The 21,005-nt window shown below is 59.6% G+C and carries 21 protein-coding genes and 1 pseudogene; 14 read left to right on the top strand and 8 right to left on the bottom strand.

The annotated features are described in order from the left end of the window. The first annotated feature begins 103 nt into the window (after positions 1–103). The 3 genes from HBO10_RS16375 to HBO10_RS16365 are packed head-to-tail and all read left to right on the top strand — an operon-like array spanning position 104 to position 2,423. On the top strand, positions 104–670 hold the full coding sequence (locus tag HBO10_RS16375; RefSeq protein ID WP_034128794.1) for a YfiR family protein: 567 nt from the start codon (positions 104–106) through the stop codon (positions 668–670). Then, entirely contained in the window at positions 667–1,929 is a 1,263-nt protein-coding gene (locus tag HBO10_RS16370) for a diguanylate cyclase (protein ID WP_034128793.1), read from the top strand. Before HBO10_RS16375 ends, HBO10_RS16370 begins: the two co-directional genes overlap by 4 nt. Before the next feature lie 5 nt (positions 1,930–1,934). After that, positions 1,935–2,423, top strand: coding sequence for an OmpA family protein (locus HBO10_RS16365; RefSeq protein ID WP_034128792.1), 489 nt, complete (start codon positions 1,935–1,937; stop codon positions 2,421–2,423). 96 nt (positions 2,424–2,519) lie between these two features. On the opposite strand, the pseudogene HBO10_RS16360 reads toward HBO10_RS16365, so the two are convergent. Next, positions 2,520–2,615, bottom strand: a pseudogene (locus HBO10_RS16360) (DUF3077 domain-containing protein); the annotation flags it as partial. Between the two features lie 148 nt (positions 2,616–2,763). Between HBO10_RS16360 and HBO10_RS16355 the strand changes: the two are divergent. The 3 genes from HBO10_RS16355 to HBO10_RS16345 are packed head-to-tail and all read left to right on the top strand — an operon-like array spanning position 2,764 to position 5,560. Beyond that, positions 2,764–3,711, top strand: coding sequence for a TauD/TfdA family dioxygenase (locus tag HBO10_RS16355; RefSeq protein WP_034128791.1), 948 nt, complete (start codon positions 2,764–2,766; stop codon positions 3,709–3,711). A gap of 53 nt (positions 3,712–3,764) precedes the next feature. Then, positions 3,765–4,613: an EamA family transporter gene (locus tag HBO10_RS16350; protein ID WP_034128790.1), complete on the top strand. Its 849-nt coding sequence runs from the start codon at positions 3,765–3,767 to the stop codon at positions 4,611–4,613. Further along, positions 4,613–5,560: a LysR substrate-binding domain-containing protein gene (locus HBO10_RS16345; protein WP_034128789.1), complete on the top strand. Its 948-nt coding sequence runs from the start codon at positions 4,613–4,615 to the stop codon at positions 5,558–5,560. Before HBO10_RS16350 ends, HBO10_RS16345 begins: the two co-directional genes overlap by 1 nt. Before the next feature lie 33 nt (positions 5,561–5,593). Here HBO10_RS16345 and HBO10_RS16340 read toward each other — a convergent pair whose 3' ends face one another. Continuing rightward, positions 5,594–6,541 (bottom strand): LysR family transcriptional regulator, encoded by a 948-nt coding sequence (locus HBO10_RS16340; RefSeq protein WP_034128788.1) that lies wholly within the window; start codon positions 6,539–6,541, stop codon positions 5,594–5,596. Positions 6,542–6,674: 133 nt separating this feature from the next. On the opposite strand from HBO10_RS16340, the gene HBO10_RS16335 reads away from it, so the two are divergent. Together HBO10_RS16335 and mmsB are read left to right on the top strand one after the other, a co-directional pair. After that, positions 6,675–8,192 (top strand): CoA-acylating methylmalonate-semialdehyde dehydrogenase, encoded by a 1,518-nt coding sequence (locus tag HBO10_RS16335; RefSeq protein WP_034128787.1) that lies wholly within the window; start codon positions 6,675–6,677, stop codon positions 8,190–8,192. 15 nt (positions 8,193–8,207) lie between these two features. Then, the gene (mmsB, locus tag HBO10_RS16330; protein WP_034128786.1) at positions 8,208–9,092 is read left to right on the top strand and encodes a 3-hydroxyisobutyrate dehydrogenase; all 885 of its coding nucleotides are present in this window, start codon (positions 8,208–8,210) and stop codon (positions 9,090–9,092) included. Positions 9,093–9,201: 109 nt separating this feature from the next. On the opposite strand, the gene HBO10_RS16325 is transcribed toward mmsB, so the two are convergent. Continuing rightward, positions 9,202–9,546 carry a cupin domain-containing protein gene (locus HBO10_RS16325; protein ID WP_034128785.1) on the bottom strand — a complete coding sequence of 115 codons (345 nt, stop codon included), beginning with the start codon at positions 9,544–9,546 and terminating at the stop codon, positions 9,202–9,204. A 364-nt stretch (positions 9,547–9,910) separates the two neighbouring features. Here HBO10_RS16325 and kynB point away from each other — a divergent pair, with 364 nt between their 5' ends. Together kynB and kynA are read left to right on the top strand one after the other, a co-directional pair. Further along, complete coding sequence (kynB, locus tag HBO10_RS16320) at positions 9,911–10,561, top strand: arylformamidase (RefSeq protein ID WP_034128784.1); 651 nt, start codon at positions 9,911–9,913, stop codon at positions 10,559–10,561. Beyond that, on the top strand, positions 10,558–11,415 hold the full coding sequence (kynA, locus tag HBO10_RS16315; protein WP_014719914.1) for a tryptophan 2,3-dioxygenase: 858 nt from the start codon (positions 10,558–10,560) through the stop codon (positions 11,413–11,415). The genes kynB and kynA overlap by 4 nt, the downstream gene beginning before the upstream one ends. Before the next feature lie 146 nt (positions 11,416–11,561). Here kynA and HBO10_RS16310 read toward each other — a convergent pair whose 3' ends face one another. The 4 genes from HBO10_RS16310 to antA all read right to left on the bottom strand — a co-directional run bounded on the left by HBO10_RS16310 (position 11,562) and on the right by antA (position 16,058). Beyond that, on the bottom strand, positions 11,562–12,962 hold the full coding sequence (locus HBO10_RS16310) for an amino acid permease (RefSeq protein ID WP_034128783.1): 1,401 nt from the start codon (positions 12,960–12,962) through the stop codon (positions 11,562–11,564). 71 nt (positions 12,963–13,033) lie between these two features. Beyond that, entirely contained in the window at positions 13,034–14,041 is a 1,008-nt protein-coding gene (antC, locus tag HBO10_RS16305; RefSeq protein WP_169922033.1) for an anthranilate 1,2-dioxygenase electron transfer component AntC, read from the bottom strand. A 134-nt stretch (positions 14,042–14,175) separates the two neighbouring features. Further along, complete coding sequence (antB, locus tag HBO10_RS16300) at positions 14,176–14,667, bottom strand: anthranilate 1,2-dioxygenase small subunit (RefSeq protein ID WP_034128781.1); 492 nt, start codon at positions 14,665–14,667, stop codon at positions 14,176–14,178. Beyond that, the gene (gene antA, locus HBO10_RS16295) at positions 14,667–16,058 is read right to left on the bottom strand and encodes an anthranilate 1,2-dioxygenase large subunit (RefSeq protein ID WP_034128780.1); all 1,392 of its coding nucleotides are present in this window, start codon (positions 16,056–16,058) and stop codon (positions 14,667–14,669) included. The genes antB and antA overlap by 1 nt, the downstream gene beginning before the upstream one ends. 311 nt (positions 16,059–16,369) lie before the next feature. On the opposite strand from antA, the gene HBO10_RS16290 reads away from it, so the two are divergent. After that, on the top strand, positions 16,370–17,362 hold the full coding sequence (locus tag HBO10_RS16290; protein WP_034128801.1) for an AraC family transcriptional regulator: 993 nt from the start codon (positions 16,370–16,372) through the stop codon (positions 17,360–17,362). Positions 17,363–17,505: 143 nt separating this feature from the next. Here the strand turns inward: HBO10_RS16290 and HBO10_RS16285 are convergent, their stop codons facing one another. Next, the gene (locus HBO10_RS16285) at positions 17,506–18,381 is read right to left on the bottom strand and encodes a LysR family transcriptional regulator (RefSeq protein WP_034128779.1); all 876 of its coding nucleotides are present in this window, start codon (positions 18,379–18,381) and stop codon (positions 17,506–17,508) included. A 114-nt stretch (positions 18,382–18,495) separates the two neighbouring features. Between HBO10_RS16285 and HBO10_RS16280 the strand changes: the two genes are divergently transcribed. From HBO10_RS16280 to catA, 3 genes are read left to right on the top strand one after another with little or no spacing between them, the layout of a single operon-like run. Continuing rightward, positions 18,496–19,623, top strand: a complete 1,128-nt coding sequence (locus HBO10_RS16280) for a muconate cycloisomerase family protein (RefSeq protein ID WP_034128800.1) — start codon at positions 18,496–18,498, stop codon at positions 19,621–19,623. Between the two features lie 12 nt (positions 19,624–19,635). Further along, positions 19,636–19,926, top strand: coding sequence for a muconolactone Delta-isomerase (gene catC, locus HBO10_RS16275; protein WP_003194105.1), 291 nt, complete (start codon positions 19,636–19,638; stop codon positions 19,924–19,926). Between the two features lie 39 nt (positions 19,927–19,965). Further along, entirely contained in the window at positions 19,966–20,895 is a 930-nt protein-coding gene (catA, locus tag HBO10_RS16270) for a catechol 1,2-dioxygenase (RefSeq protein WP_034128778.1), read from the top strand. The last annotated feature ends 110 nt before the right edge of the window (positions 20,896–21,005 follow it).

The following is a 21,005-nucleotide window of genomic DNA, read 5'->3' as shown; positions in this document are numbered from 1 at the left end:
CTGAAAAAATAGCGAACCCCTCGAATGCTGTGCTTCGTGGGGATGTCCGCCGCTGTGCTATCGTTGCGGCATCATCCTGGAAAACACTTGAGAGTATCGCTGCATGAACGTGGCTGTCTCGCCCAAAGCGCGCAGTTTGAGTTGGAGACGCCTGTTACTGGTGACGGTGCTGTGCCTGCTTGCGCCGCGCCTATTTGCGCAGACGCCCAGCCTGGCCGAGCACCGTGCGCAGGCGGTCACCCAAGTGGTGCTCGGTATCCTCAGCTACGCCCGTTGGCCGGTTGAGCCTGCGCAATTGCGGCTGTGCATTGTCGGGCCGACTCAGTACACCGATGACCTGGTCAAAGGCACCACCCAGGCCACAGGACGTCCGGTGCTGGTGCGGCGCCTGCTGGTCGATCATCCGGATATCGTCAATGCCTGTGATGCCGTCTACATCGGCAAAATCACCCCCGACGAACGCAACCGCCTGTTTACCTCATTGATTGGCCACCCCGTACTCAGCATCAGCGAAGGGGGCGACCAATGCACGGTGGGCAGCCTGTTCTGCCTGCGCGTCAGCGATGAGCAGGTGTCGTTCGAGGTCAACCTGGATTCCGTCGCTCGTAGCGGCGTGCGCATCCATCCCAGTGTGTTGCAGTTGTCCCGTCGTCGAGCGCCTGGCTCATGAGTCGCGATAAAGTGCGGCCGACCCTGCGCTCGGTAATTGCCCGCGGGCATATGATCCTGGCGCTGGTAGCAGTGACCCTGGCCAGTGTGTCCCTGACCCTGCTGGGCGTACTTGCCCTGCGGGTTTACGCCGAGCACAACCTGCACCTGATCGCCCGCTCGATCAACTACACCGTGGAAGCAGCCGTGGTGTTCAACGACAGTGCGGCGGCCACCGAAGCCCTGAGCCTGATTGCCTCTACCGAAGAAGTGGCCCAGGCAGAAGTATTCGATATCAACGGCAAGCTGCTGGCGCGCTGGGTTCGCCCGGAAACCGGCATGTTGTCACGGGTCGAGCTGCAAATAGCGCACGCCCTGCTCGAACAGCCCATCAGCCAGCCGATCCTGCGGCAAGGGCAAACCGTCGGCAGCATCCATCTGGTCGGCCACGGTGGCAGCCTGTTGCGCTTCTTGCTCAGTGGCTTGATCGGGATTCTGATCTGCACCGCCCTCAGCGCCTGGGTGGCGTTGCATCTGTCACGGCGTCTGTTAAATGGTATCACCGTGCCATTGCAACGCCTGGCTGCCGTCGCCCACGCCGCCCGCAGCGAGCGAGACTTCGACCGCCGCGTACCCTCGGCGCAGATCGCCGAACTCGACAGTCTGGGCAGCGACTTCAACGCCCTGCTCGGTGAGATGGAAGCCTGGCAGAGCCACCTGCAAAGCGAAAACGAAACCCTGGCCCACCAGGCCAGCCACGACAGCCTCACCGGCCTGCCCAACCGCGCGTTCTTCGAAGGCCGGCTGATCCGTGCCCTGCGCAGCGCGGCCAAGGTCAACGAGCGGGTGGCGGTGCTGTTCCTCGACAGCGACCGCTTCAAAGACATCAACGACAGCTTCGGTCACGCCGCTGGCGATGCCGTGCTGGTGGCCGTTGCCGACCGCGTGCGGGCGCAACTGCGCGAGGACGACCTGGTGGCGCGCCTGGGCGGTGATGAATTCGCGGTATTGCTGGCGCCCCTGCACAAGGCCGAAGACGCCCAGCGCATCGCCGACAAAATCATTGCCAGCATGGACATGCCGATTCCACTGCCTGGAGACACCCAGGTGTTGACCTCCCTCAGTATCGGCATTGCGATTTATCCCGAGCATGGTGCCACGCCAGGGACCTTGCTCAACGCTGCCGACGCGGCGATGTACCAGGCCAAACGATTGTCTTCGGGCGGCCAGCAAACGGCGGAGTCGGAGCACCCCGTCGCCAACGTTCAACACAGGAGTTGATTCCCTTGTTCGCTAACACACGCGTTTTATTTATTTCTTTGCTCGTGGCCTTCCTGGCCCTCAGCGGCTGCCAGACGCCACCCAAAGGCCTGACCCCGGCGCAAGTCGCCGTGCTCAAGCAGCAAGGCTTCGAGCTGACCGATGAAGGCTGGGCCTTCGGCCTGTCCGGCAAAGTGCTGTTTGGCAGCGACGTCGAAACCCTCAACAAACCCAGCACCGACATCGTCGAACGCATCGGCCAGGCCCTGGTAGGCGCGGGTATCGAGCGTGTGCGTGTCGACGGCCACACCGACGCCTCGGGCAAAGAGCCGTACAACGTGGCCCTGTCCCTGCGCCGCGCCAAAAGCGTGGGCAAGGTGCTGACCCGCGTGGGCATGAAAGAAGAAAACATCCAACTGCGCGGCCTGGGCAGCAGCGAGCCGGTAGCGCCGAATACGACCACAGCAGGCCGCACCGAGAATCGCCGGGTGTCGATCGTAGTGATCGCAGACTAAGCGGGTTCACCTTTCCCAAGCTGAAATGCAATCCAATGTGGGAGGGGGCAAGCCCCTCTCACAGTTGTTCTGCGATGTGCTAGCAAGAATGTTCGCTCAACGGCTCGGTGTCATCGCCTGCGTCAAGTCATCCACCACGGCCTTGCCCCTCTCATACATATAATGCGCGGCCCATGCGTATTGGTCGCCGCGAAAACCTACCAACGACCATTAGGAGTTTTCTCTGTAGGAAAGACCTGTCATGACGAATTTTAATGGCTGGGCTGATGAAGTTTCGCTTTTTCGCAAATGGTGGGCTTAGTTAAATGGACGCTATAAGTAACTACCGTAAAGGATTGCGATGACTATAAATGTCAGTCATTTTCGCCAGGAAGTATCTAAAGTCAGGCTTTCAAAAGATGCATTTGCTGAGCTATTGACGATAAGAGAGTTGTTCGAGACGGTAAGTCAAGGTGTTAGATTCGATACCAAGGTCGCTTACATTAATCCTTTACAGTCAAGCGTGCTGAGAGAGGAGCTGAATAGAATACGAAATATGATTGATCATGAAAGTCATGTCTTGATTCTCGAAGGCTTTAAGGTGGATAAACTTTCAACGTTCAAATCTCTGGTGTGGACATTCGGTTCCTTACTCGGTGTCCCCATGGTACAGAATCATCTTGGTCATAAAGTGATTGAGGTTTATGACCGAGGTGGCAAAAGCATTGAGGAAGGTGCGAGATACCATCAGACCCGTCAAGGCGCCTATGTACATAACGATGGTGTGAGCGACCCGTTGCCTATCGATTACTTGATCCTGGCCTGTGGACAGAAAGCACTTTTAGGAGGTGAGAGCATTCTCATCGATGCAAGCGCGGTATACGCCGAGCTGATGGCGTTCCCAGAAGTATTGGAAGCGCTCAAATGCGACTTCTTATTTGAGAATCGCGGCATGTCAGAGGATGAAAAACTGTTTAAAGCCCCCATCCTCAGCTTTTCCAGTGAAGGTATTCCACTGATCAGATACTTTCGAGTCTACATTGAGTCAGCTCACCTTAAGGCAGGAGTGCCTTTAACAGCAGCTCAAACCCAGGCACTGGACTTTCTGGATACCGTTCTCGATCAGTCATCGGTTCAGCATCGAGTGCTGCTGGAGCCAGGGCAAGTGCTTATTTCAGCCGATAACAAGTTTCTGCATACGCGCACGCACTTCATTGATATGAACGCTCCACGTTCCGAGATCAATGATGCTGAGCCTTTGAGTGATCTTAATCGTTATATGCTACGGCTGTGGTTACGCAAACGATGATGCATCGGTATTCATAACGTATGTCCTCCCATATCCGCCATAAGCCGAGCCCCATGGACAACTCCGATATCGCGATCACGTTGGTCTTGATTTCTGCCTTTATGCACGCCACTTGGAATGCCGTAGTTCGCGCCGGTAGCAGTCGCTTCATGACCTTGGCCATGGTCGACGGCACCGCGCTAGTGATATGCCTGCTGACGTTGCCGTTTGTAAGTGTGCCTAGCCTGGAGGTATGGGGCTATATACTCGTCTCTGTGGTGCTCAATACGGTCTACCGGCTATTTTTGATTAAAGCGTACGAAACGGGTGACTTCGGTCAGGTTTACCCGGTGATGCGTGGGGTGCCGCCCGTATTGGTCGTGCTGTTTTCTTACTTTCTGCTGCATGAACAGTTGTCCTCCCAGGCGTTGACGGGAGTGTTGCTGATTTGTGTGGGGATTATCAGCTTGACCTTTGTGCGCAGGATGACGGCGCAGATGTTCAAGCCGATCCTGATGGCGGTGTGCGCCGGTGCGTTTATTGCGTCTTACACGGTGGTGGATGCTAAAGGTGTAAGAGCCAGTGAGACGGTGCTGCAGTACATTATTTACCTGACAGTATTCCAAAGTATCCCGATCCCGATGCTGGCGTTTTCCAAAGAACGTTCAACCTTGGCTCGTGCGATACGTGGGCACTGGCGAGTTGGGCTATTAGGCGGTGTTTTTTACCTGGCGTCTTACGGATTGGTGTTGTTTGCCTTGTCGCTGGACGCGGTGGCCAAGGTCTCAGCTCTGCGGGAAACCAGTGTTATTATCGGCGCCATTATTGCTGCGCTGTTCTTTCACGAACGGTTCGGTTGGCGACGGATGCTTTCGGCGTTCGTCATTGTTTGCGGGATCATTTTGATCAAAGTGAGCACCTGATGGCCCAGCGTCCGCCCCCCACACCTATGCTTCAGGCGTTCGTCAGCGCAGCGCAAACCGGTAGTTTCGCCCGTGCAGCGTCTGAGCTTAACCTCACCGCCAGTGCCATTAGCCATCAAATCGCGGGCTTGGAGGAATGGTGGGGCGTGTCGTTGTTTGAGCGGCACTCACGCGGCGTCAAGCTGACTGCAGCAGGGCAGGCTCTGTTGCCAGTTACCGATGAGTTTTTCAAGGCGCTGGATGGGGTATTGCATTCACTCAATCCCGGTAAGTCCCAACCGTTATACCTATCATGCACGTCTTCCCTCTGTTCGACGTGGCTAATCCCCAGGATGCACGGCTCTCACACGCAGGCTTCATTCAACCTGGATCTGGTGTTGACCAGCGCCGACATGAGCAGCACCAGCCTGGAGGCCCATCAATACGATGTCGCCGTGGTGATGGGGTACGGTGACTATCCGGATCATTATGTCGAACTGTTGATGCGCGACGCCGTATTCCCCGTGTGTTCGCCCGATTTTCTGCGGTTGAAGGGCGGCATTGTTCTGGAGGATGTCGCCCGCTATCCGCTGATTCATCGGGTGGACGATCAGGTATGTCCGGGGTGGGAAAGCTGGTTTGCGTTTCAGGGGCTGGCGCCGCCGCATTATCACCACGGGCCGAGATTTCCGGATTCGAGCCTGGCGATCAGCCTGGCGGTGAAGGGCGGAGGGATTGCGCTGGGCAGGACTGCGTTGGTGTATGACCAACTGGAAGACGGTGCGTTAGTTGCGTTGAATAGCCCTGTGATGATGTCCCCTGCGGCCTACTACATCATTTGTCGAAACGGGCGTCAGTCGGAGCCGGAGATTGCTCGGCTGATTGAATGGCTCAAGAACAGCGCGGGTGAGTTTCTGCGCGAAGTTCGGCTTCGGCATCCGCAAATTGCTGCAGCAGGAGCGGTCTAAATGTAGGAAGCCTCCGTTGCTCCTTTTAGCACCTCACTTCGCAAACCTGATCTCCCGCGTCTGCCCCATTAACAACCCCTGATTCTGCTCCGTCACTTCCCGAATGTAATCCCACAACAACGTAATCCGCTTCAACTTCCTCAAATCCTCCCGGCAATACATCCAGAACTGCCGTGTAATCGCAATCTGCTCCCCCAGCACCGGTAACAAGCGCGGGTCCTGCGCCGCCAGAAAACACGGCAATATCGCCATCGACCGTCCTTGCTGGGCCGCCACGTACTGTGCGATCACGCTGGTACTGCGCAGGCTGGCGCTGGCGCCGGGCACCACATTGGCCAGGTACAGCAACTCTGAGCTGAAGGCCAAATCATCCACATAGCTGATAAACGGATGTTCGGCCAGATCCGCAGGTTTGCGGATCGGCGGGTGTTGGTCGAGGTAGTCCTGGGTGGCGTACAACTGCAATTTGTAGTCGCACAGTTTGCAGCACACATACGGTCCGTGTTCCGGGCGTTCCAGGGCGATGACGATGTCGGCTTCGCGCTTGGACAGGCTGATGAAGTGGGGCAGGGGCAGGATATCCACCGAGATCGCTGGATAAGTGTCGACGAAATGGCTCAGTTGCGGGGTGACGAAGAAGCTGCCGAAGCCTTCGGTGCAACCCATGCGCACATGGCCGGAAAGTGCCACGCCGGAGCCGGACACCTGTTCGCAGGCCATGTGCAGGGTGCTTTCGATGGATTCGGCATAACCCAGCAACCGCTGGCCTTCGCTGGTGAGCACGAAGCCGTTGGTCCGGGATTTTTCGAACAGCAGCGTGCCGAGGGACACTTCCAGAGAGCTGATGCGCCGCGACACGGTTGTGTAGTCCACCGCCAGGCGCTTGGCGGCCACGCTGGCCTTGCGGGTGCGCGCCACTTCGAGAAAAAACTTCAGGTCATCCCAGTTCAGGGCGCCCAGGGAGGTGATGTTTTTTTGCATATTGGACCGGCTTTTATGTGCGTTCTTATTAGAGATTTGCACATCTATACTCCAAAAACAGTCCGAACGCCTCATTCTTCAAGGCGATTCAACGCCTTGGTTCTCTGCATAACTACAAGATTCTGGAGACCACATGAACGCATCTGCCGATATTTCCGTGCAACAGGTCAAGTTGCTGATCAACGGCGAGTGGGTCGAGTCCAAGACCACCGAGTGGCAAGACATCGTCAACCCGGCCACCCAGCAAGTGCTGGCCAAAGTCCCGTTTGCCACCGCCGATGAAGTCAACGCGGCCATCGACGCTGCCCATCAAGCGTTCCAGACCTGGAAACTCACGCCGATCGGCGCGCGCATGCGCATCATGCTTAAGCTGCAAGCCTTGATCCGCGAACATTCCAAGCGCATTGCTGTAGTCCTCAGCTCCGAGCAGGGCAAGACCATTGCCGATGCCGAGGGCGATATTTTCCGTGGCCTGGAAGTGGTGGAGCACGCTTGTTCCATTGGCACCCTGCAAATGGGTGAGTTCGCCGAGAACGTGGCCGGCGGCGTGGACACCTACACCCTGCGCCAGCCTATCGGCGTGTGCGCCGGCATCACCCCGTTCAACTTCCCGGCGATGATTCCGCTGTGGATGTTCCCGATGGCGATTGCCTGCGGTAACACCTTTGTACTCAAGCCTTCCGAGCAAGACCCGTTGTCGACCATGCTGCTGGTGGAGCTGGCGCTGGAAGCCGGTGTGCCAGCCGGCGTGCTCAACGTGGTGCATGGCGGCAAGGACGTGGTGGATGCGCTGTGCACTCACAAAGACATCAAGGCGGTGTCCTTCGTCGGTTCGACGGCTGTGGGCACCCATGTCTACGACCTGGCCGGCAAACACGGCAAGCGTGTGCAGTCGATGATGGGCGCCAAGAACCACGCGGTGGTGCTGCCGGATGCTAACCGAGAACACACCCTCAACGCCCTGGTCGGTGCCGGTTTCGGCGCGGCTGGCCAGCGTTGCATGGCCACCTCGGTGGTGGTGCTGGTGGGCGCGGCCAAGCAGTGGCTGCCAGACCTCAAGGCCCTGGCACAAAAGCTCAAGGTCAACGCCGGCAGCGAAGCGGGCACGGATGTCGGCCCGGTGATCTCCAAGCGCGCCAAGGCACGTATCCTGGAGCTGATCGAAAGCGGCGTGAAACAAGGCGCCAAGCTGGAGCTGGACGGCCGCGACATCAAAGTGCCGGGCTTTGAGCAAGGCAACTTTGTCGGCCCCACCCTGTTCTCAGGCGTGACCACCGACATGCGCATCTACACCGAGGAAATCTTCGGCCCGGTGCTGGTGGTACTGGAAGTCGAGACACTCGATCAAGCCATCGCCCTGGTCAACGCCAATCCGTTTGGCAACGGTACAGGCCTGTTCACCCAGAGCGGTGCGGCGGCGCGTAAATTCCAGAGCGAAATCGATGTGGGCCAGGTCGGCATCAACATTCCCATCCCGGTGCCAGTGCCGTTCTTCAGCTTCACCGGCTCCCGCGGTTCCAAGCTCGGCGACCTCGGCCCGTACGGCAAGCAAGTGGTGCAGTTCTACACTCAGACCAAAACCGTCACCAGCCGCTGGTTTGATGACGACACGGTCAACGATGGCGTCAACACCACCATCAACCTGCGCTGAACTCGGGAGACGACCATGAAAATTGCATTCATCGGCCTGGGCAACATGGGTGCGCCCATGGCCCGCAACCTGATCAAGGCTGGGCACGCGCTTAACCTGTTCGACCTGAACCAGGCGGTACTCAAGGAACTTGCCGAACTGGGCGGCACCATCAGCAGCTCGCCGCGTGATGCGGCCCAAGGTGCCGAACTGGTGATTACCATGCTGCCGGCAGCCGCCCATGTGCGCAGCGTGTGGCTGAATGAAGACGGTGTACTCGCCGGCATCGGCAAAGGCATCCCCGCCGTGGATTGCAGCACCATTGACCCGCAAACCATCCGTGAAGTAGCGGCTGCGGCAGCCAAACAAGGCGTGGACGTGGCCGATGCGCCGGTCTCCGGTGGCACCGGCGGTGCCCAGGCCGGGACGCTGACCTTCATGGTCGGCGCCAACCCGGAATTGTTCGCCACCCTGCAACCGGTGCTGGCGCAGATGGGCCGCAACATCGTGCACTGTGGTGATGTCGGCACTGGGCAAATCGCCAAGATCTGCAACAACCTGCTGCTGGGTATCAGCATGGTCGGCGTCAGTGAAGCCATGGCCCTGGGCGATGCACTTGGCATTGATACACAAGTGCTGGCCGGCATCATCAACAGCTCCACGGGGCGCTGCTGGAGTTCCGATACCTACAATCCTTGGCCAGGCGTGATCGAGACCGCGCCATCATCGCGTGGCTATACCGGTGGTTTTGGTGCCGACCTGATGCTCAAGGATTTGGGCCTGGCCACCGAAGCCGCACGCCAGGTGCACCAGCCGGTGATCCTCGGCGCAGTGGCCCAGCAGCTGTATCAATCGATGAGCCAGCGTGGGGAAGGGGGCAAGGACTTCTCGGCGATCATCAACAGCTATCGCAAGCTGTAGGAGCGAGCTTGCTCGCGAAAAATGTGAGAGCAACGCGTTCATCCTGGATGAGCGCGTTTTCGTTGACGATCTTCGCGAGCAAGCTCGCTCCTACAGGGACGGGGATGGGTCAGGCAAACACAAAATACTTACGCACAGTCTCGACCACTTCCCACGTCCCCTTCATCCCTGGCTCCACTACAAAGATATCCCCAGCGCGCAAATGGATCGGCTCCATGCTTTCAGGCGTGATCACGCAGTAGCCTTCCTGGAAATGGCAGTATTCCCACTTCACGTATTCCACGTACCACTTGCCCGGTGTGCAGATCCAGGTGCCCATGATCTTGCTGCCGTCTTCGCTGGTGTAGGCGTTGAGGTTGACAGTGTGCGGGTCGCCTTCGAGCTTTTCCCATTTGCAGGCATCCAAGACCGGCAGTGGGTGGGTGTCGCGCAGTACGGTGATGGGCTTGGACATGATGACTCCGAGGCAGGAAAGGGAAAACTCAACCCTAAGGCCTCGGGCGTTGCGCCAGTGGTCTGAACTCGACATTGGGATGCCCAGAAGCGCAGTCACCTGAACACCGCGGTCCCCTGTGGGAGCCGGGCTTGCCCGCGATGGCGGTGGCACAGCGAGCATCTCCATTGCCTGACGCTCCGCTATCGCGGGCAAGCCAGGCTCCCACGAGAGGTCGTGGCGTATCTGAGCGACAGATCTGTGCATCAAACCGATGTTTCCTCGCAGTAACTGCGAAAGATTTCCCGTGTCGCGCCAGAATTCGCAAGAAAATTCACACCCCTCCCTCGTATCATTCACCTCAGTAACGAGTGAGAGCCTTGCAATGAACCCAATAAAAACGTGGTGGGATATCAGCCCGCCCTTGAGCACGGCCACCCCGACCTGGCCGGGCGATACACCGTTCCAGGAAGAGCGCGTGTGGCAGTTCGGCCCGGAGTGTCCGGTAAATGTGGGGCGCGTGACCCTGTCGCCGCACACCGGCGCCCATGTGGATGCGCCGCTGCATTACAGCGCTGATGGCGCGCCGATTGGCGAGGTGTCGCTGGATGTGTATATGGGGCCGTGCCGGGTATTGCACTGCCTCGGCAGCGGCGCCCTGGTGCAGCCGCATCAGTTGCAAGGGCGTGTGGATAACCTGCCCGAGCGCGTGCTGCTGCGCACTTATCCACAAGCGCCACTCACCGACTGGGATTCGAATTTCACCGCCATCGCGCCCCAGACCATTGAACTGCTCGCCAGCCTGGGGGTGCGCCTGATCGGTATCGATACGCCGTCCCTGGACCCGCAGCAATCCAAGACCATGGATTCGCACAACGCCGTGGCGCGCCATGGCATGGCGATCCTCGAAGGCATCGTGCTCGATGACGTACCGGAGGGCGACTATGAACTGATCGCGCTGCCGCTGCGCTTCGCCAACCTGGACGCGAGCCCCGTGCGCGCCATTCTCCGCCCGCTCAAGGAGCCCACGCGATGAGCCAATGTCCTTTTTCAGCTGATTACCAACCGCCGGAAGAATGGCATAACGCCGAACTGAATTTTTCCGAGTCCATGAGCTATGGCGATTACCTGGACCTGGGCAAAGTCCTCAGCGCCCAGCACCCCCTGTCGCCAGACCACAACGAAATGCTCTTTATCATCCAGCACCAGACCTCTGAGCTGTGGATGAAACTGATGCTTCACGAACTCAAGGCCGCCCGCGAACATGTGCGCCTGGGTGAGCTGCCGCCGGCGTTCAAGATGCTGGCGCGGGTGTCGCGGATCTTTGATCAACTGGTGCACGCCTGGGCGGTGCTGGCGACCATGACACCCTCGGAATACAAGGCAATTCGCCCGTTCCTGGGGCAGTCGTCGGGGTTCCAGTCGTTCCAGTACCGCGAGATCGAATTCATCCTCGGCAACAAAAGCCCGGCGCTGCTGCGGCCCCATGCTCATCGCCCGGAGTTGCTGCAGCAATTGCAGGTGGCGATTGCCACGCCGTCGTTGTATGACGAGGCCGTAAACCTGATGGTCAAGGCGGGGTTGGCGATTGATCCCAAACGCGCCGAGCGCGACCCGACCGCCGCCACGGTGCACGATGACTCGGTGGAAGCGGCCTGGCGCGAGGTATATCGCGACCCGAGCCGTTACTGGGATTTGTATCAGTTGGCCGAGAAGTTTATCGACCTGGAAGATTCGTTCCGCCAGTGGCGCTTCCGGCATGTCACCACGGTAGAGCGCATCATTGGCTTCCAGCCGGGTACTGGTGGTACTGAAGGCGTGGGGTACCTGCGCAAGATGCTCGACACGGTACTGTTCCCTGAACTCTGGCGAGTACGTTCCACGCTCTAAACAAAAAAGCCCCGGATTACCGGGGCTTTTTTTATGTGAAATACAGTCAACTGTGGGAGCTGGCTTGCCAGCGATGGCGGTGTATCAGCCGGCCCACCCGTTGGCTGACACGCCGCCATCGCGGGCAAGCCCGGCTCCCACACGTGTTACTGCGCCACAGCTACTTTCCCGTTTCTGATCCGAAACCGATAGGCAACGTAGATAATCCCCACCCACACCGGCATCGCATACACCGACTCGCGAATCCCCGGAATCGCCAGCATCACCCCGATGATCATCACCATGAAGGCCAGACACAGGTAGTTGCTGAACGGGAACCAGAAGGTCTTGAACGACGGCGTCACGCCTTGCTCGCCCATGGCCTTGCGGAACTTGATGTGGGTCAGGCTGATCAGCGCCCAGTTGATCATCAACGAAGCAACCACCAAGGCAAACAGCAACTCCAGCGCACTGTGCGGCGCCACGTAGTTGACCACCACGCACAGCATCGTCACCAACGCCGAAATCGCCAACGCCCGCAGCGGCACGCCTTGCTTGTTGAGCTTCATCAGCGCCTTGGGCGCGTCACCTTGCTCGGCCAGGCCGAACAGCATGCGGCTGTTGCAGTACACGCCGCTGTTGTACACCGACAACGCCGCGGTCAGCACCACGAAGTTGAGGATGTGGGCGGCGGTGTCGTTGCCGATCAGCGAGAAGATCTGCACAAACGGGCTACCGCTGTAGGCATCGCCTGACGCGCCGAGGGTTTGCAGCAGTTGATCCCACGGGTATAGCGACAACAGCACGGTCAGCGCACCGACATAGAAAATCAGGATGCGGTACACCACCTGGTTGATCGCTTTGGGGATGACCTTGCGTGGTTCGCTGGCTTCGGCGGCGGTGATACCGACCAGTTCCAGGCCGCCGAACGAGAACATGATGAAGGCCATCGACATCAACAGCCCCATGCCGCCATTGGGGAAGAAACCACCGTGGCTCCACAGGTTGCTGACCGAGGCCTGGGGGCCGCCGGTACCGCTGAACAGCAGGTAGCAGCCGAGCACGATCATGCCGACAATCGCCACCACCTTGATGATCGCAAACCAGAATTCGGCTTCACCGAAGAACTTCACGTTCAGGGTGTTGATCAGGTTCACCGCGACAAAGAACACCAGCGCGCTGACCCAGGTTGGGATCTCTGGCCACCAGAACTGGATGTACTTGCCCACCGCCGTCAACTCGGCCATGCCCACCAGCACGTAGAGCACCCAGTAGTTCCAGCCCGCCAGGAAGCCTGCGTAACCGCCCCAGTATTTATGTGCGAAGTGGCTGAAGGAACCGGCCACCGGCTCTTCGACGATCATCTCGCCGAGCTGGCGCATGATCAGGAACGCGATAAACCCGGCTACCGCATAACCCAGGATCATCGACGGCCCCGCCGACTTGAGTACCCCGGCCGAGCCGAGGAACAAGCCTGTGCCAATCGCACCTCCCAAGGCGATCAGCTGAATGTGCCGGTTCTTCAGGCCTCGCTTGAGGCCCACCGGGTTAACCATGTCATCCGCCATTAACATTCCCTTCTACTTGTTTTTCTCAAGGGTGATTGCACGCCGCATCGGCCCCTCAGAACTGCTGAGGGTCAGATATTACTCTGCGTAAACTTTTCGTAATACAACTGAACGCCATCAAGTGCCTGATCCGCCAGCCATTGCTGGATGGATTCGACCATCGGAGGGGGGCCGCACACGTACATATCCGCCGATCTGTCCCGCAGTTCGGCCAGGTCGAAATGCTCGGTGAGGTAGCCGCGTTTGCCCGTCCACTCGGCTGAGGCGTCGCTCAGCACTTCGGTGTAGCGAAAGTTCGGGATTTTTGCCGCGTAGGCGTGGATACGCGCCGCTTCACATAAATCTTCGGCGCCGCGCACGCCGTAGTACAGGTGCACAGGTTGTGCGCAGCCGTTGACGGCCAGCTCATCGAGCATGCCCAACAACGCCGACAACCCGGTGCCGCCCGCCACCAGTACCAGCGGTTGGGTGACGTGCCGCAGATAAAACGCACCCAAGGGCGCCTCCATCAGCATTTCATCACCTACCTGGCAGCGTTCACGCAGGTAGTTGCTCATGACTCCATCGGGCAGCAGGCGTACCAGGAACTGCAATTGATTACCCGGCCGGTTGGCGAAGGAGTAGGAGCGCCAGCTATCGGTGCCGGGCACCGACAGACGCGCATATTGGCCCGGCAAAAAATCCAGTGGCTGGTCCAGTTGCACCTGCAAGATGGCGGTGCTGGTCGAGACCTGCTGCACCGCGCTCACCGTGCCGCGTACCTGCGCGGGCCCGGGGGCGTTGCACAGGCTCGAATCAAAGTCGAAATAGAAGGTGGCGTCGGACTTCACCCGGGTCTGGCAACTGAGCATCTTGCGCTGTTGCAGGTCGAGGCTGGAAAGGGCTTCGTCGTCGACATAGTCCTGGGTGTACTCGCCGGATTCGCAACGCCCCTGGCAGGTTCCGCACACGCCTTCGCGGCAATCGAGCGGGATCTTGATGCCGTTGCGCAGGGCCGCGTCCAACAGGATTTCATGAGCGCCCACCGGGAAGAACAGGGTCTTGCCATCGGCAAAGCTGAAGGCCACTTTGTGATTCATTGATGAAACTCCAAGCGTGCCCCTGTGGCGAGGGAGCTTGCTCCCGCTGGGCTGCGAAGCTGCCCCAAAAAACTGGGAGCGCTGCGCACTCCAGCGGGAGCAAGCTCCCTCGCCACAAGGGGGATGTGCTGGTTTTAAAGGTGATAGAAATCCAGCACCGAGTTGATGGTGTCGTTGAGCAGCAGGGCGTGCTTGCGCGTGATCAGCCAGCTGTCGCCCTCGGGCTTGAGGCGATAGGTTGCGTGCCCATAGAACTGCTCGGAAGTAGCCAGCCGATAAAACAGCGTGTGCCAGTTCAAACGCACCTCCAACGTGCCGTCGGCCTGCTCGGCAATGCGCACGTTGTTGATCAGGTGCAAGGTGCGCGGCATCGGCGTGGCAGAGGCGGCTTTGCCGGTGCGCAGGCGGAACACGCGGTCTTCCAGGCCCGAGCGGTTGGCATAGTAGATCAACGACATCTCGCGCTTGGGGTCTTGGGTGTAGACGTGTTCCGAGTCCCATTGCGGCAGGTGGAATTCACTCTGCGGGTCGAACAATTGCACGTAGGCGTCCCAGTCCTGGGCATCGCACAGTTCGGACTTGCGGTAGAAGAACTGCTCGATCTGGTACTGCAATTGCGCATTCATCATTTCACCTCCCGCAGTGTCAGGGCTCGCTCGTCCAAACCCTTGAGCAGAAACTGCTGCCAGTTGCGATGCTGGTTGACGTACAAGCCTTCATGGGTGAATTCGGTGCCGGTCATCGCCGGTTGGATGCCAATGGCCTCGCTGTTGGGCGTCGGCCCGGTCTCCCAGCGATGGCTGCCCCGTGATATGTCGCTCCAGCGTTCCAGGCGGCCCTGGAAGCCGCGCTGGGCTTCGCGAAATTCCACCAGGTCGTCGGGCGTGCCCATGCCCGAGACGTTGAAGAAGTCCTCGAACTGGCGGATCCGGTTTTCGCGATCGGCGTCGGACTCACCTCTCACGCCCAGGCACTGGCTGATGATCTCGGTCTTGTTCCAGGCCACCGGGCGGATGATGCGCAACTGCGAGCTGATCTGGTCGAGAAAGAACAGGCTGGGGTAGATGTTCAGGTTGCGTAGGCGGTGCATCATCCACTCGGCCTTCTGCTGGCCGTGTTCTTCTACCAGGCGCGGCATGATGGTGGCGTAGCCGGAGCGCACGCTGGGGTTGGGCATGTCGCTAAACAGCACGCTATGGCCGTTGTTGAAGGCAAACCAGCCATCGTCGGTATTCGCGTCGCCGGCGCCGAGCTTGCTGTAGTCCAGCGTCGTGCTGGAACCTGCGCCGTTCTCGGTGTTGACCTGCTGGCGATGCTGCACGGTGGCCACGTAGTTGTAGTGCACGGTGCTGACGTGATAACCGTCCAGGCCGTTTTCGTTTTGCAGCTTCCAGTTGCCGTCGTAGGTGTAGGCGGACTTGCCTGGCAGCACTTCCAGCTCACCGGTGGCCGATTGCGCCACCATCATGTCGAAGAACACTTTGGCGTCGCCCAGGAAATCTTCCAGGCTGTTGGTGCCGTTCACGTCCAGGCTGATAAACACAAAGCCCTTGTAGCTGTCGATGCGCGCTTTTTTCAGGCCGCGGGTGGCCTTGTCGAAACCTTCCGGGTATTCCCCGGGCGCCTTGACCTTCACCAGTCGGCCATCGCTCTTGTAGCACCAGGCGTGGAACGGGCAGGTGAAGGTGGATTGGTTGCCCTTGCCCACGCGGGTGAGGGTAGTGCCGCGATGCTGGCAGGCGTTGATCAGCGCGTTGAGCCGGCCTTCGCCGTCACGGGTGATGATCATCGGCTGGCGCCCGGCGCGCATCGTCACGAAGTCGTGGTTATTGGCCAGTTCGCTTTCGTGGCAGGCGTAGATCCAGTTTTTTTCGAAGATCAGCTCCATCTCCAGGTCGAACAGTTCGGGCTCGGTGAACATGTCGCGGGCGATGCGGAACACTTCATCTGCCGGGCGAAAGTCCAGGCAGCTTTCGATAAAGGTTTTCCACTGCTCGACGGTTCTTGCACCACTCATGGGAGGCACCTTTTGATCATGGCTAAACGGTGAGCCATTAAGCGGCTGCAATGCGGTAGCGGGCTATCCGCTTAATGGGGGAACGCAGGCCGCAAAGTTGGGCAACAAATACCCATGGCGGTGCGCGCAGGTGACGGCATGCGCTACTGTGATGGTGGGCGATGGTCGTAGAACCCTGGGATTTATCCACATAGTCGACCCTTACTATCCACCCAGTGGCCACGCTGCTGGCGTGGCCTGGAACTTGCTGTCGAGGTTCAACGACGCGCCGCCAGAGCGCGCAAATGCCTAACCGCCGTGGGTGCACCCTGATGAGTAGCCAGACACGCGATATTCATATTCAACGCTTCGACCTGGAAGGCGCGCGCAGCTGGATGTCCGGCATCTGCGGGCCCCATCGCCTGGCGACGGCCACCCCCGAACGCCTGCGCTTTCACCACAGCGCCAACGTGTTCAAATCCCGCGCCACCACCCTGGGCGTGATCGAGTACGGTACCGATGTGACCATCGACATCGAAGACGCCGAGCACTTTCGCAGCTACAGCTTGAGCCTGCCGCTGGTGGGCGAGCAGGAGCTGAGCAAGAACGGTGAGCGCCTCAGTTCCAACCGCGACCAGGGCGTGATCATTTCACCCAATGAGCATCAGGTGCTGGCGATTTCCGGTGACTGCCGCAAGTTGCAGGTGGTGATCACCCGCGCGGCGATGAGCGAGTCACTGGAAGGTTTGCTGCAACGGCCCATCGATGCACCGCTGCGGTTTGAGTCGGTGATGGATGCTGTGGACGGAGCACCGGCCTCGTGGTGGCGCATGGCGCGATACTTCATCGCCGAACTGGAATGCAGCAGCGAGTTGTACGAGCAGGCGGCGTTTACCCGTGACCTGGAAAGCTCGCTGATCAAGGGGCTGATCCTGGCCCAACCCAATAACTACTCTGAAGAACTGCGCGAGGTTCTGGGGGTGAAACTGCCGCACTACTTGATCCGTGCGCGGCAATTCATCCACGACAACGCCCGTGAAGTGCTGCACCTGGAAGACCTGGAAGCGGCAGCGGGCGTGTCGCGGTTCAAACTGTTCGATGCGTTTCGCAAGTACTTCGCACTGTCGCCCATGGCGTATCTGAAGAAGCATCGGTTGGGGGCGGTGCGCCAGGAGATTCTGGAGCAGGGCTCAATGCGCACTATTTCTGAAATCGCCCTGGGCTGGGGGTTTACGCACCTGGGGCGGTTTTCGGCGGAATACCGCAAGCTGTTCGATGAGTCGCCCAGCCAGACATTGCAACGCAAGCGCCTGCGCAGCCTTTGAAACCAATGAAGATCAAATGTAGGAGCGAGCTTGCTCGCGAAAAACGTTAACGATAACGCGTGCTTGCTGGATGAACGCGGCGCCTGTGAGTTTTTCGCGAGCAAGCTCGCTCCTACAAGGGAATTGCGGTGTTTGGGAAAATCTCAGATCAACTCTTCAACCAGTTGCAGGCAATGAGTCAGCCCCGGCGACTGGTCATTCACCCGCCGGCTCAGAATGATCGGCGAAGTCGCAGTGGCCTCCACAATCGGCGTATAGCCAATATCCGCCCGATGCAGCACCTGCACCGACGCCGGCACCAACGTCACCCCCATACCTGCGCCCACCAGGCCAATAGCGGTCTGCAATTCGTTGGTCCACTGCGCCACCTTCAGGCTCAAGCCATGGGCGTCGAACAGCGCGATCACATGGTCGGCATAACTGGGGCGCGGGTTGCCGGGGTAGAGCACAAAGGGTTCGCCGGCCAACTGGGCGAGGGTGGCCGGGGCGCCCAGCAACGGGTGACCACTGGGCAGCACTGCTACCAGGCGGTCCTCCACCAGTACGCGCTGGACGATGGCCGGATCGTCGATGCGAATCCGCCCGAAGCCTACGTCAATGCGGCCAGCCTTGAGCGCTTCGACCTGCTGCAAAGTGGTCATCTCCGACAAACCCAGCTCCAGCTCCAGGGCCTCGTGAGTGCGCAGGCGCCGAATCAGCTCCGGCAGCACGCCATACAAGGTCGACGGCGCAAAGCCGATGCCCAGCCAGGTTTTCTCGCCTTGGCCGATGCGCCGGGTGGTGTCGCAGACCTTGCCCAGTTGTTCGAGCAGCACACTGGCATGCTCATAGAAAAACCGTCCGGCCTCTGTCAGCCGCAAGGGCCGGCTGCGCTCCAGCAGCACCACCCCCAGTTCGTCCTCCAGTTGCTGGATCTGCCGGCTCAAAGGCGGCTGGGCGATATGCAAGCGTTCGGCAGCTCGGGTGAAGTTGAGGGTCTCGCCCAGCACCTGGAAATAGCGCAAGTGACGCAGTTCCATATCGACTCCTTTCATACCTTGAGGGTATCGCACGAGACCAATTCTATATTGGAAGCCCAAAAAAATGCGGAACAGAATCGACGTAAATTTATAAAGAACCCAATGGGTATTGCCATGCCGATTTGCACCATCGAGTCGATTGAAACTGTCATCGTCGACCTGCCCACCCTTCGCCCGCACAAGCTGGCGATGCACACTATGCAAAACCAGACCCTTGTCATCATTCGCCTGCGTTGCACCGACGGCATCGAAGGCATCGGTGAAGCCACCACCATCGGCGGCCTGAGCTACGGCAACGAGAGCCCCGACAGCATCAAGGTCAACATCGACTGTCACTTCGCGCCGCTGTTGATCGGCCAGGACGCGAGTAACGTCAACGCGGCGATGTTGCGCCTGGAGCGCAGTATTCGCGGCAACACCTTTGCCAAGTCCGGTATCGAAAGCGCCTTGCTCGATGCGCTCGGCAAACGCCTGGGCCTGCCGGTCAGCGAACTGCTGGGTGGGCGTGTGCGTGATGCGTTGCCGGTGGCCTGGACCCTGGCCAGCGGTAATACCGAACAGGACATCAACGAGGCCGAGAAAATGCTCGACCTGCGCCGCCACCGTCTCTTCAAGTTGAAAATCGGCGCAGGCGAGGTCAACCGCGACCTGGCCCATGTGATCGCGATCAAAAAAGCCCTGGGCGAGCGCGCCAGTGTGCGCGTCGACGTCAACCAGGCCTGGGATGAAGCCGTGGCCCTGCGGGCGTGCAAGGTGCTCGGCGACAACGGTATCGACCTGATCGAACAACCGATCTCGCGCAACAACCGTGGTGGTATGACTCGGCTCAACCTGTCGAGCCCGGTGCCGATCATGGCCGATGAGTCCATCGAGTGTGTCGAGGATGCATTCAACCTGGCCCGTGAAGGCTCGGCCACAGTGTTCGCCCTCAAGATCGCCAAGAACGGCGGCCCGCGTGCCGTATTGCGCACGGCGGCGATTGCCGAAGCGGCTGGCATCGGCCTGTACGGCGGCACCATGCTCGAAGGCGGCATTGGCACCCTGGCTTCGGCCCATGCCTTTCTCACGCTGAACACCCTGGCGTGGGGCACCGAATTGTTCGGCCCGCTGTTGCTCACCGAAGACATCCTCACCGAGCCACCGGTGTACCGCGATTTCCAGCTGCACGTTTCCAGCGCGCCGGGCCTGGGCCTGGCGCTCGATGAAGAGCGCCTGGCGTTCTTTCGCCGTGACAAACACTAAGAGGCCTCTGCCATGTTGTTCCACGTAAAAATGACCGTGAACCTGCCCCTCGACATGCACCCCGAGCGTGCCGCCAGCCTCAAGGCCGAGGAGAAAGCCTTGGCTCAGCGCCTGCAAGAGGAGGGCAAATGGCGCCACCTGTGGCGCATCGCCGGGCATTACGCCAACTACAGCGTGTTCGATGTCGACAGCGTGCAGGACCTGCACGACCTGCTGATGCAACTGCCGTTGTTCCCCTACATGGCCATCGAAGTGAACGCGCTGTGCCGCCATCCGTCGTCGATCCATGCGGACGACCGCTGAGCCGGCTTCCACCTATAACTACAAGATGAGGAATGCACCATGTCCATCCGCCTGTCCCAGACTGCCCACGCCCAACAGTTTCTCGAAGAAGCCAGCGGTAACCTCAATGACGCGGGCAACCCGCGCACCAAGGCGCTGATTTACCGAATCCTGCGCGACACCGTGAACATCATCGAAGACCTGGAAGTGACCCCGGAAGAATTCTGGAAGGCGGTCAACTACCTCAATGAACTGGGCAAAAATCAAGAGGCCGGCCTGCTCGCCGCCGGTTTGGGCCTGGAGCATTACCTGGACCTGTTGATGGACGCCGCCGACGAGGAGGCCGGCAAGTCGGGCGGCACCCCGCGCACCATCGAAGGCCCGTTGTACGTGGCCGGTGCGCCGTTGTCCAAGTACGAGGCACGGCTGGATGACGGCAAGGACGACGCGGTGCCGTTGTTCATGCGCGGGCAAGTACGCGACACCGAGGGCAAGCCGTTGGCAGGGGCGATTGTCGATGTGTGGCAGGCCAACACGGGCGGGACCTATTCGTGGTTCGACCCGGCGCAATCGGAATTCAACCTGCGTCGGCGCATCGAGACCGACGCCCAGGGCAACTACCGTTTTCGCAGCATCGTGCCTTCAGGCTACGGCTGCCCACCGAGTGGGCCGACGCAACAGTTGCTCGACCAACTGGGGCGCCACGGGCAACGGCCGGCGCATATCCACTTCTTCATCTCGGCGCCGGGGCACCGGCACCTGACCACGCAGATCAACCTGTCGGATGACCCGTACCTGCATGATGACTTTGCCTATGCCACCCGGGATGAACTGATTGCCGAGATTCGCTTCAGCGACGATCCGCAACTGGCGCGCGAATTTGGCGTGCAAGGGCGGTTTGCGCAGATTGATTTTGACTTTGAGTTGCAGGTGGCGGATGCGCCAATAGAGCAGCAGCGCATGCAACGAGTCCGCGCCCTCGAAGACTGATCTGTGGGCGCTGGCTTGCTGTGGCGAGGGAGCTTGCTCCCGCTCGACAGCGAAGCTGGAGCCGGCTTTTGGGGGCGCTGCGCACCCCAGCGGGAGCAAGCTCCCTCGCC

Origin of the sequence: Pseudomonas sp. WS 5503 (assembly GCF_012985385.1) — a bacterium.
GTDB classification, from domain to species: Bacteria; Pseudomonadota; Gammaproteobacteria; order Pseudomonadales; family Pseudomonadaceae; genus Aquipseudomonas; species Aquipseudomonas paracarnis.
This window is presented reverse-complemented; position numbering and strand designations above follow the sequence as displayed.